At 59.2% G+C, this 11458-nt stretch carries 8 protein-coding genes; 4 read left to right on the top strand and 4 right to left on the bottom strand.

The features are described from left to right. The first annotated feature begins 139 nt into the window (after positions 1-139). Genes fes through ACUTQ5_RS18555 form a run of 3 tightly spaced genes read left to right on the top strand, consistent with a single transcriptional unit; the run spans position 140 to position 5668 of the window. Positions 140-1510, top strand: coding sequence for an enterochelin esterase (gene fes, locus ACUTQ5_RS18565; protein ID WP_445652434.1), 1371 nt, complete (start codon positions 140-142; stop codon positions 1508-1510). Further along, positions 1485-1691 carry an MbtH family protein gene (locus ACUTQ5_RS18560; RefSeq protein ID WP_445652433.1) on the top strand — a complete coding sequence of 69 codons (207 nt, stop codon included), beginning with the start codon at positions 1485-1487 and terminating at the stop codon, positions 1689-1691. Before fes ends, ACUTQ5_RS18560 begins: the two co-directional genes overlap by 26 nt. Positions 1692-1723: 32 nt before the next feature. Next, positions 1724-5668, top strand: coding sequence for an enterobactin synthase subunit F (locus ACUTQ5_RS18555; RefSeq protein ID WP_445652432.1), 3945 nt, complete (start codon positions 1724-1726; stop codon positions 5666-5668). A 289-nt stretch (positions 5669-5957) separates the two neighbouring features. Here ACUTQ5_RS18555 and ACUTQ5_RS18550 read toward each other — a convergent pair whose 3' ends face one another. Genes ACUTQ5_RS18550 through fepD form a run of 3 tightly spaced genes read right to left on the bottom strand, consistent with a single transcriptional unit; the run spans position 5958 to position 8853 of the window. Then, positions 5958-6758 carry an ATP-binding cassette domain-containing protein gene (locus ACUTQ5_RS18550; RefSeq protein WP_445652431.1) on the bottom strand — a complete coding sequence of 267 codons (801 nt, stop codon included), beginning with the start codon at positions 6756-6758 and terminating at the stop codon, positions 5958-5960. Further along, a complete protein-coding gene (fepG, locus tag ACUTQ5_RS18545; protein ID WP_445652430.1) occupies positions 6755-7780 on the bottom strand; it encodes an iron-enterobactin ABC transporter permease in 1026 nt (341 codons plus the stop codon). The genes ACUTQ5_RS18550 and fepG overlap by 4 nt, the downstream gene beginning before the upstream one ends. After that, complete coding sequence (gene fepD / locus ACUTQ5_RS18540) at positions 7780-8853, bottom strand: Fe(3+)-siderophore ABC transporter permease (protein WP_445652429.1); 1074 nt, start codon at positions 8851-8853, stop codon at positions 7780-7782. Before fepD ends, fepG begins: the two co-directional genes overlap by 1 nt. Before the next feature lie 260 nt (positions 8854-9113). On the opposite strand from fepD, the gene entS reads away from it, so the two are divergent. After that, positions 9114-10382 (top strand): enterobactin transporter EntS, encoded by a 1269-nt coding sequence (gene entS / locus ACUTQ5_RS18535; protein WP_445652428.1) that lies wholly within the window; start codon positions 9114-9116, stop codon positions 10380-10382. Here entS and fepB read toward each other — a convergent pair. After that, on the bottom strand, positions 10369-11328 hold the full coding sequence (gene fepB, locus ACUTQ5_RS18530; RefSeq protein WP_445652427.1) for a Fe2+-enterobactin ABC transporter substrate-binding protein: 960 nt from the start codon (positions 11326-11328) through the stop codon (positions 10369-10371). The genes entS and fepB overlap by 14 nt on opposite strands. Between the last annotated feature and the right edge of the window lie 130 nt (positions 11329-11458).

Genomic DNA, 11458 nt, shown 5'->3' with positions numbered 1-11458 from the left:
CGATTTGCGAGCCTGTACACACTATTGCAAACGCAAATAATTATCAATAGTATTCGGTTTACGATTTTATTGGGCAGCGCCTCGCGCCGCGAATTTACCGGCTTTCCTGAAGCTGCCAGCTAAATAGTGAATAGGCGTTTTGAAAACAAAATCCGAGTCAGAAAGCAGCAGATTATTATCGAGCAAGCACGCCGGGCGCCATGGATGGTGGCTGAATATCGCCAAACGCGGTACGCCGCTGGTGGAGTTGCTGGGGGATGGGCGAGGGAAGGTCACATTTTTATGGCGCGATCCGCAGGGATGTGAACTCACTTCAGCCTATCAACGTGTCTGGATCCACATCAATTGTCTGACCGACCACCACCAGTCATCGCCGCCACAGAGCCTGCAACGGCTGGAAGGGACCGACGTCTGGTACTGGCAAACCGAGCTGAGCGCCGACTGGCGCGGCAGCTACTGCTTTATCCCCTGTATGGACGACCGACCGCTGGAACACAGTGGTGAGGATGCGCACGCCAATATGCATTCGATCCGTCACTGGTGGCATCAGGTGTTTGCCGGTGCCACCCAGGACCTGCTTAATCCCCATCGTTCCTGGGCCGGTGTCTCCGGCAACGTGTTGTCCGGACTGCATATGCCGGAGGCACCCGCGCAACCGGCTTGGCAGGATTTTGATCGCTACGCCGTGGCCAGTGGACGTTGTACGCCAGCACCGCCTGCGCGGCTGCAGCGCCATAGTTGGCACAGCGAGCGGTTGGGTAATACGCGTGACGTCTGGGTTTACACCACTGGCGACAGCAACCCGGCGCAGCGACCCCTGGCGGTATTGCTGGACGGCCAGTTCTGGTCGAGCAACATGCCGGTCTGGGATCCGCTGATGCAGTTGACCCGTGAAGGCCAATTGCCGGAGGCGGTATATCTGCTGATCGACATTATCAGTCTCAAGCACCGCACTCAGGAACTGGCCTGCAACGAAGATTTCTGGCTGGCGGTGCAAGAAGAGCTGCTGCCGCAGGTGGCTGAGTGGGCACCTCACAGCCGTGATCCGGCCACGACTTTGGTATGCGGCCAGAGTTTTGGTGGCCTGTCGTCGCTGTATGCCGGGTTGCACTGGCCACAGTGCTTTGGCGGGGTGCTCAGCCAGTCCGGTTCATTCTGGTGGCCGCGTCGCGATATGTATCAGCGTGAAGCCATACCGGCCGATGCCGGCTGGCTGCTGCATCAGGTTGAGCAGGGCGTCGGCCAAGGGCAACTGAAAGTGTTTATGGAAGCCGGGGTGCACGAAAAAGTGGCGCATCGGGTAAATGACCGGATGGCGGATTTGCTGCGTGATGCCGGTCATCGGGTGCAATACCGGGTAGTGGCGGGCGGACATGACTATCTGTGCTGGCGTGGCGGTCTGCTCGACGGGCTGCAAGCGCTGTGGGCGGATAGCCCTCCTGTCTCTGCAGCCAAACTCACCTTCACTGTCCAGGGAGTCTTTGATGGAAAATCAGAACCCGTTCGATGACGAACAACAAATTTGCCTGATTGTGTGCAATGACCAACTGCAGTACAGCCTGTGGCCTGAATTTAGCGCAGTACCGGCGGGGTGGACGCCGGTATTCGGCCCGGCGGCGCGGCCGCTGTGCGTGCTGTGGCTGGAGCAACACTGGCAGGATATGCGGCCCGCATCACAGCGTAAGGCGTGATGGTAATAATACCGAGAACAGGAGTCAGTCCCTTGTCAGACAGCACTTTATTATCAATCGAACAGCCACTCGCCACTGAGTTGCCGTTGGTCGCCGCGCAACCCGGGATCTGGGTTGCCGACCAAATTTCACCGCACGCCAACGCCTATGCGGTTTCCCACTATATCGAGCTCTGCGGGCCGTTGGATCAGGATTGCCTGCTGCAGGCGATCGCGCAGGGGCTGTCCGAAGTGGATACTCTGCAATTCCGCTTTGAAGAGCGTGACGGGGTGCCGATGCAGTGGCATGACCCGCAACTGGCGATCCTGCCGGTGGAGTTGATTGATCTGCGCGATTCCCCCGATGCTGCTGCGGCAGCGCGTGCCTTGATGCAACTGGATATGTCCGGTGACTTACGCATCGGCAGCGGCAATGCGCTGTATCGTCATATGTTGATCCGCCTGTCGGAACAGCGTTGGTTCTGGTATCAGCGTTATCACCATATTCTGGTGGATGGCTTCAGTTTCACTGCCATTGCCCGCAGAATTTCCCATATTTACACCCGGATGTCGCGTAATGAGCAGCCGGACCCGACGCCGTTTAGTGCCTTCAGTGAAGTGGTTGAAGAATATCAACGCTACGCACAATCGGCGGCTTGCCAGCGTGACGCGGCCTTTTGGCTGAACAAGGCAAAGCAGTTGCCTGCGCCGGCCACACTCTGTCCGCAACCACTGGCCGGCCAGACGCCGACCACCCGTATTCATCGTTTATCACAGCTGTGTGACCGCCAAGACTTTAGCCAACTGGTGAACGCCGGTCAGCAGCAGTTCAGTGTGGCAGATATGGCGCTGGCGCTGGTGGCGCTGTGGGTGTCTCGCCTGAGCGGTCACGCCAGCTTCAGCGCCGGCTTTATCTTTATGCGCCGTACCGGCTCGGCGGCGTTATGCGCCAACGGCCCGGTGATTAACGTACTGCCGATCGAAATGCACCTTGATCCTCAGGCTCGGCTTGGCGAGGTTGCCGGCAATATCGGCCGTGAGCTGAAAACCGTCCGTCGCCATCAGCGTTATGAGGCGGAACAGGTGCAACGTGATCTGGGGCGAATTGGCGATGCCCAGCCGCTGTATGGCACCGTTTTCAACTTTAAGATGTTCGATTTCCAGTTGGACTTTGGCGGTATCGAAGGCATTACCCATGAGTTGGCCTCCGGCCCGGTACGTGATTTGGAGATCGCGCTGTATCTCGATGAGGCCGGCACGCTGAAGGTCGATCTGTTGGCCAATGCCGAGCGTTATCAGCGGGATGAGTTGGCGGCTCATCTGCAACGCCTGCCGTTATTGTTACGTCAGTTCGCCGCGCAGCCGCAAATGCCGATCGGTGACGCCGACTTGCTCACCGAACAGGATCACCAATTATTGGCTCGGGTCAACGACACCGTTTATCCGGTGGCGCCGCAAACCCTCAGTGGCCTGCTGGCGCAGCAGGCACAGAAAACCCCGGATGCCCCGGCGCTGGCCGATGCGCAGTATCAATTTAACTACCGCGAGACCCGCGAACAGGTCAGCGCGTTGGCGCGCCAGCTGGTGGCTCAGGGCGTGCAGCCCGGCGATATCGTCGCCGTTGCCTTGCCGCGCTCGGTGTTTCTGTCGCTGGCGTTAATGGCCATTGTCGAGGCGGGGGCGGCTTATTTACCGTTGGATACCGGTTATCCAGATGAGCGCCTCAGCATGATGCTGGAGGACGCCGCGCCACGTCTGATTATCACCGAAGCCAGCCAGCAGGCACGTTTTGTCGGCAAGGGTGAAATTTTTCTGTATGACGCGCCGCTGGCCGCAGACAACATGGCGGACGTCGTGCTTAGCGGACCCACGCCGCACCATCCGGCCTATATTATCTTTACCTCGGGTTCGACCGGACGGCCGAAAGGCGTGCTGGTGGGGCATCAGGCGATCGTCAACCGACTGCTGTGGATGCAGCATCAGTATCCGATGGCTGCGGGTGATGTGGTGTTGCAGAAAACCCCCTGCAGTTTTGACGTCTCGGTGTGGGAGTTCTTCTGGCCGTTGATGGTGGGGGCTCAGTTGGTGATGGCACCGCCGGAGGCTCATCGCGATCCGGAACAGCTGCTGCAACTGATTGACCGCTATCGGGTCACCACTATGCACTTTGTGCCTTCGATGCTGGCGGCCTTTGTCGGTGCGTTGGACACTCGGCAGGCGGTGGCGTGTTGTGCGCCGTTGCGGCAGGTGTTCTGCAGTGGTGAAGCCTTGCCGGCCGAGCTGTGCCGCCTGTGGCAAAGCCGCACCGGGGTGCCGTTGCATAACCTGTACGGCCCGACCGAAGCAGCAGTGGACGTCAGTTGGCACCCCGCCTGGGGCGAGGCGTTGGCCGCCGTCACCGGGGCTAACGTGCCTATTGGTCTGCCGGTATGGAATACCGGGTTGCGCATTCTTGACGCGCGTTTGCGGCCGGTGCCGCCGGGTGTTGCCGGGGATTTGTATCTCACCGGCGTACAGCTTGCGCACGGCTATCTGGGGCGACCTGAACTGACCGCCAGCCGCTTTGTGGCTGACCCGGCAGGCGACGGTGGGCGGATGTATCGCACGGGTGACGTCGCGCGCTGGTTACCGGGTGGCGAAGTGGAGTATCTCGGGCGCAGCGACGATCAACTGAAAATTCGTGGCCAACGTATAGAGCTGAGTGAAATCGATCATGCGTTGCTGTCATTGCCGGGCATTAAACAGGCGGTGACCCATGCATTGGTGCTGGATAATACGCCGACAGATCCGGCCGGTGGCGATGCCCGCCAACTGGTGGGCTATTTGGTAGCGCAGCCGAGTGTACGCCTTGATCTGGAGGTGTTGCGAGCCGCACTGGCCGATCGCCTGCCGCCACATATGGTACCGGTAGCACTGGTCGAGATGGAGTCCCTGCCGCTGAGTGCCAATGGCAAGCTGGATCGCAAAGCGCTGCCGCAACCGCAAGGCGGGGGCAGGGCCGCAGGACGCGAGCCGGAAGCGGGGCTGGAAACGGCGATCGCGGCGGTGTTCGCCCGTTTGCTACAGCGTGAAACCGTGTTTGCCGATGATGATTTCTTTGCCCTTGGCGGTCACTCGCTGCTGGCGATGCGCCTGGCGGCGGAATTGCGTCGTGAACTGGGTAAAGCGGTTTCGGTCGGGCAGGTGATGGTGGCTTCCCGCGTGGAACAACTGGCGCAACTGCTGGCGGAAGATCGCACGCAGGAAGAGGCCGATAGGACCGGTTTCGACAGCGTACTGCCGTTACGGACCACCGAAGGACCTACGCTGTTTTGCCTGCATCCGGCTTCCGGATTCTCCTGGCAGTTCAGCGTGCTGCCACGCTATATCGACCAGCATTGGTCGCTGGTGGGTATTCAGTCACCGCGCCCCGATGGTCCGCTGGCGCTGAGCGAGAATATGGATCAGGTGTGTGACGCACATCTGGAGCAGGTAGTGCAGGTACAGCCGCAGGGCCCGTATCACTTTATCGGTTACTCATTGGGTGGCACTCTGGCGCAGGGCATTGCCGCCAGATTGCAGGCGCGCGGGGAAGAAGTGGCCTTCCTGGGGCTGCTGGATACCTATCCGCCGGAAACCCAGAACTGGGACGTGATGCTCGATGACAACGTGCTCAAAGAAGTCCAGCGCGAGCGCGAGCAGTTCCTGGCGGTTTCCGAGGATGCGCTTGATCCGGCATTGGGCGAAACCCGGGTGGCGATGTTCGATAATATCGAAGCCAACTATGCCGATTCAGTGCGCCTGCTTTCAGCAACCCATACGGCGAACTTCAAAGGGCAGGCGACGCTGTTTGTCGCGCGTCAGACGTTGCAGGAAGGGATGGACGTGCAGCAGACCTGGTCGCAATACGTCGATGCCTTGCAGGTGCATGAGCTGGACTGCGCGCACGTCGATATTGTGTCCCCGGCGTCGTTCAAGGTACTGGGGCCGTTGCTGAACCGCATACTCCGCGCTCTATAATACCCGTCGTCTTTCAAGCTGCAGCGTTGTTACCTGCACTCAGTTACGTGGCCCATCCGTGGGCCACGCCCCTTAAGGGGCCGCTGCAAGCTGCGTTCAAATCTGTTCCCGACAGATTTGTCACCCCAGTGACTTACTCAAGTAAGCGCCTGGGGGTGAGTGAGCTGGGCGCCTGGCAGTGCTGTACAGGGATGTACAAATGCCGCGAGTGCATGGACGCGCTAGAGCGGCCAACTTGAAATCCATAGGGTATAATTTGATGATATATCCTATGGTTCTACCTATTATTTCATTTGCCTAGTGGCACCACCAATGGCGTATGCGAAACCGGATCGTCAATGATCATGCAGCGCAGCCCGTACACCTCTTCGATCAGTTCCGCGGTCACGATATCCTTCGGTGCCCCTTCGGCCACCACTTTACCATCGCGCATGGCAATCAGATGCGTAGCGTAACGGCAGGCATGGTTGAGGTCGTGCAGCACCACTACCAGTGTATGGCCGTTTTCGCGGTTTAGCTGACGCATCAGCTCCAGCAGATCGATCTGATGGGTGATGTCCAGCCAGGTAGTCGGCTCATCCAGCAGCAGCAGCGGCGTTTGCTGTGCCAGCACCATCGCAATCCACACTCGTTGCCTTTGCCCGCCGGAGAGCGTATCGACCGGCTGTTCGGCCAGTTCGAATACGCCGGTGGAGCGCATCGCCTGATCGACAGCCTGTTGATCTTCTTCGCTCCAACGACTGAACAGGCGCTGATGTGGATAGCGACCGCGGGCCACCAGATCAAACACGGTGATATCACCCGGCGCGATGGAGCTTTGCGGCAGCAGCCCCAACTGGCGCGCCACCTCTTTGGTGGCGTATTCGCTGATGTGTTTACCGTTCAGCCAGACGGCCCCGGCCTGCGGTTGCATCAGGCGGCTGAGGGTGCGCAGCAAGGTGGATTTGCCGCAGGCGTTTGGCCCGATAATCACAGTCAGTTCGCCGTGCGGGATAGCGACGGACAGGTCGCTGGCGACAATCTTTTTGTCGTAGCCCAGCGTCAGGTGTTCGGCGCGCAATGGCGCGGACTGCAGGGGTTCAGCATTCATTTTTTACGTGACTCACGGATTAATAGCCAAATCAGATAAATGCCGCCCAGACTGACGGTCAACACCCCGACCGGCAACTGATAAGGCATAAACAGGCGCTGCGCCGCGATATCGGCGAGCAACAGCAACAGGGCGCCGATCAGGGCGGTCAGCAGCAGCACGCTACGGTTGGCACACAGGCGTCGTGCAATCTGCGGGGCCACCAGCGCAATAAAGGAGATTGGCCCGGCTACGGCGGTGGCTGCGGCCGTTAGCGTTACGCCGATCAACAGCAGCATAATGCGCGAGCGTTCTACCGGCACGCCCAGCGCGCAGGCGGTATCGTCACCCATATCCAGCAGGCGCATACGGCGGGTCAGGGTAAGCAGTAGCAGGCAGCACAGGGCAATCACCGCCAACACTGGCAGGCTTTTCGCCCAACTGACGCCGTTAAGTGAACCGGCGCTCCACAGCCCGGCGGTCATGGCGGATTCCAGCGAGGCGCTGATGATAATCCAGGTATTGCCGGCCACCAGCAGGGCGCGTACCGCGATACCGACAATAATCAAACGGAATGACTCGACGCCATTACGCCATGCCAGCAGATAAATCAGCGCGGCGGTTAATAGCCCACCGGCCAGCGCCCCGGCGGTAATGCCGATAACGCCACTGTTAAACAGCACTATGGCCACCAGGACGCCGCTGTAGGCACCGGTATTAAAGCCAATCACGTCCGGGCTGCCGAGCGGGTTGCGCAGTATCGACTGGAAAATGGCCCCGCTGAGCCCCAGTGCCGCCCCGAGCAGCAGCGCCATGATCACGCGTGGCAAGCGCCACTGGGTGACGATCACCGCCAGATTGGCCGGGCCTTCACCGCGCAAGGCGTCGATCACCTGTGCCGCCGTCAGTGACAAGGCGCCTGAACCCAGGGCATAAATTGCCAGCGCCAAAGCAGCCAGCAACAGCAGCAAGGCAGTCAGTGCTGGACGCGACAGGGCGCGCATTTTGTGAATGGCCATCAGACGGGCCGCAGACGTCGACATCAGCGCTGCCTCCTGAACATATGGCGTTGCCGCACCAGCATGATCAGCAGTGGGGCACCAATCAGGGCGGTGACGATGGAAACGCGCAGTTCACCGGCCACCAGGAAGCGGCCGATCAGATCGGCGCTCAGCAGCAGGATAGGGGTCAGTACCAGCGTCCATGGCAGCATCCAGTGCAGTTCGGAACCGCCCAGCCGCCGGGCGATGTGCGGCATCATCAGGCCCACAAAGGCGATGGGGCCGACGGCAGCGGTAGTCCCGCCGCACAGCAGAGTAATCGCCAGCAGGCCCAGCAATTGAGTACGGACAATGCAGGTACCCAGCGCGGTGGCCAATTCATTGCCCATGCTCAGGCTGTTCAGCGACTTGCTCATCCACAGCGTAATCAGCGTCCCCAACAGGATCGGCAGGGCGACGGTGCGCACCACCTGCATATTTTGAATATCCAGCGAACCGGCCTGCCAAAAACGGAGCTGGTCGAAAACCAGTGGGTTCAACAGGGAAATCCCGGAGGTCATGCCTTCCAGCACCGCCGCCAGTGCGACACCGGCCAGCGTCAGGCGCACCGGGTTGAGGCTGCTGCCGCCCAGAGCGCCTATTAGCGCCACCAGCAGTGCAGCAAACATCGCGCCGGCAAAGGAGAACCACAAATATTGGCCGACGTCGACGGCACCGAAGAAGGTGATCCCCAGCACCACGGCAAAGCCTGCTCCGGCGTTAACCCCGAGAATGCCCGGATCGGCCAGTGGGTTGCGGGTGAGGGTTTGCATCAGCACGCCGGACAGGCCCAGTGCGATACCGGCCAGAATACCAACCAGCGTACGTGGCAGGCGGGCGTTGGTGATGATGGTGCAGTCCGCGCCGCTGCACTGGCCTTTCAACGCCAGGATAACCGTGTCGAAGGGAATAGATTTAGCGCCGAGTGACAGGCTGAGCAGCATAACGATCAGTAGCGCACCAACGGCAATCAGCAGGCCAAACAGCCTGCGACGAAATGAACGGGAAGTACCGCCAATAAGACGCTCCTGGGGAGCGGGGACGGGCTGTGTGCCTGAGCGTGTAATCCGTAACATACCAATCCATTATTTAATTGAATATAAATGAGTTTTATTATCATTATTGATTGCTTTCGTCTATGGTACCATGAGTCCCTTCGCTATTGCAGCATATACCCTTCATTCTTGAAGCTGCATCTGTGTTGGCTGCGAGCGCTCACCCCAGTCACTTACTTGAGTAAGCTCCTGGGGATTCTCGCTCTTGCCGCCTTGATGCAACTCCAATTATTTTGGCTATAGACGCTGCCCTTTTTTCTTTAGTTTTGGTGAGAAAGCTCATGAGTAAGCCCTCTATTTTGCTTGATTTTGGCCTGCTTAAGACCAATGGCGCTTTTCGTGCCGTTTTTTGCGCGCGCTTTATTTCGATTTTAGCGTTGGGGTTGATGGCCATTGCGATCCCGGTGCAGATCCAGTCCTTGACCGGGTCGACGTTGCTGGTTGGGTTATCGGTAACGCTGGCGGGTAGCGGCATGTTTGCCGGTTTGCTGATGGGGGGCGTGCTGGCCGACCGCTACGAACGCCGTCGCCTGATACTGTTCGCCCGCTCTACCTGCGGTATTGGCTTTGTCGGTCTGTGTCTGAACGCTGCACTGCCCACGCCTTCATTAACGCTGATTTACTTGCTGGCAGTCTGGGACGGTTTTTTTGGTGCGGTTGGCGTCACGGCGCTGCTGGCGGCGACACCGGCGTTGGTAGGGCGTGAAAATATCGTGCAGGCCGGGGCTATCAGCATGCTGACGGTGCGCTTTGGTTCGATCCTCTCTCCGGCGATCGGCGGGCTGGTGATTGCCAACGCCGGTGTGGCATGGAACTACGGTCTGGCCGCATTTGGCACCTTGCTGACGCTGATCCCGTTACTGCGTCTGCCACAGTTGCTGCCGCCGCCGCAGCCGCGTGAGCACCCGCTACGTGCGCTGGCCGGTGGCTTTGGTTTTCTGTTCCGCAACCGGGTGATTGGCATGGTGGCGCTGATCGGCGCGCTGTTGACCATGGCCAGTGCGGTGCGGGTGCTGTATCCGGCGATGTCCGGTATGTGGCAGGTCAGTGCGGCCCAACTGGGCTTTATGTATTCGGCGGTGCCACTGGGCGCAGCCATTGGTGCCTTTACCAGCGGCCGGGTGGCTCATGTCGCGCGTCCGGGCTGGATGATGCTGATGACGGCGATTGGTGCTTTCGTCGCTATCGGTCTGTTCGGTCTGATGCCGTGGTACGGCCTGGCGCTGTTGTTCCTGGTGGTTTTCGGCTACCTGAGCGCGCTGAACTCACTGCTGCAATATGGGTTGATCCAGAACCTGACGCCGGATGCGTTCCTCGGCCGTATCAATGGCCTGTGGACGGCGCAAAACGTGGTGGGTGACGCACTGGGCGCGTTGTTGCTGGGGGCGATGGGGGCATTTATGCTGCCGGCAATGACCTCTACCAGTTTTGGTTTTGGCGTGGCGCTGCTCGGCGTGGTGCTGGCTTTTGCGATGCGCGGTTTGCGTCAGGTGGGCAGTGGCGGGCAAGAAAGCGATCTCCAGCCCGCCGCGGGAACTACTGAGAAATAAATTGCTTTTCCAACAGCGTCAGCAGGTTGCTGGCGCTGTAGTAATCGAGCCGGAAGGTGTCGCCGCCCAATGCGTAAACCCGCTTGTGCTGCACCGCCGGCAGGTCAGCCAGAAAAGGATTGACCATCAGCCGCTGGACATCGCTGTCATTGTTGGCGAACAGCATTAGCGTCTGGCCATTCAGGCCTTCCGCCAGGTTCTCCCCGGCCAGTTGAATAATATCTTTGCGGATCCCTTGGCTGTGGCTGTTGTTCAGCTTGGCGGGTAGCGTCGCCAGCGTAAAACCCAACTGCTCGAGCATTTGCCCCTGGGAAGAGGCGGCCGTCCACAGGTTGGCGGATTTGCCGTCGGCGTTGAAGACCAGGGCAGAGACCGGTTGTTCCGGCAGTTTCATGCGTTGCTTCAGTGATTGCTCACGCGCATCGAAATCACTGACGACTTTCTGCGCCTGGGCTTCATGCCCGGTAGCCTGGCCCAGCTCGAGTGCCAGTGCCTGCCAGCTTTTGTCGTCGTAATTGACCACCAGCACCGGGGCAATGGCAGAAAGCTGGTCGTACAGACGTAGGGCGGAATCGGCACCGGTAGCCGAGATGATAATCAGATCGGGAGCCACACCCGCAATGGTTTCTGCGTTGGGTTCGCCGATATACAGACGTTTAACGCCGCGCTGCGTTGCGACAGAGCTCCATTGATGGAAGAACCCTTGTGAGTCTGCCACCCGGTTGTTGGGGGTGGTGGCGCCACTGGCGATCACCGGGGCATCAATCGCCAGCAGGGTACCGGTGACGGTGACGCTGGTAGAAACGATGCGGACAGGGGGCTGCGTGAGGGTCACTACGCCGTGTGAGGTTTCAATTTTTCGTGGCCAACCGGCGTCTGCGGCATGGGCCGAGCCAATCAGCATCAGCCCAAACAGCATCAGGCTGAAGACGGGGTTCTTCTTCACAATGCATTCCTTAGAAGTTAAATAATAATACTTATCATTTATATAATGAAAGCTGCTGGTTTTATATCACGATTATGAATGGAATAACTGTTTACATTTATTGACATAGAATATTCACGAGGGTAATTTA

The sequence above is a fragment of the Serratia sp. NA_112.1 genome, assembly GCF_052691715.1.
This window is presented reverse-complemented; position numbering and strand designations above follow the sequence as displayed.

Excerpts from the sequence above, each read along its gene's own strand:
- ACUTQ5_RS18560 (WP_445652433.1), top strand. The coding sequence starts at position 1,485 with ATGGAAAATCAGAACCCGTTCGATGACGAACAACAAATTTGCCTGATT.
- ACUTQ5_RS18550 (WP_445652431.1), bottom strand. The coding sequence starts at position 6,758 with ATGAATGCTGAACCCCTGCAGTCCGCGCCATTGCGCGCCGAACACCTG.
- fepG (WP_445652430.1), bottom strand. The coding sequence starts at position 7,780 with ATGTCGACGTCTGCGGCCCGTCTGATGGCCATTCACAAAATGCGCGCC.
- fepD (WP_445652429.1), bottom strand. The coding sequence starts at position 8,853 with ATGTTACGGATTACACGCTCAGGCACACAGCCCGTCCCCGCTCCCCAG.
- entS (WP_445652428.1), top strand. The coding sequence starts at position 9,114 with ATGAGTAAGCCCTCTATTTTGCTTGATTTTGGCCTGCTTAAGACCAAT.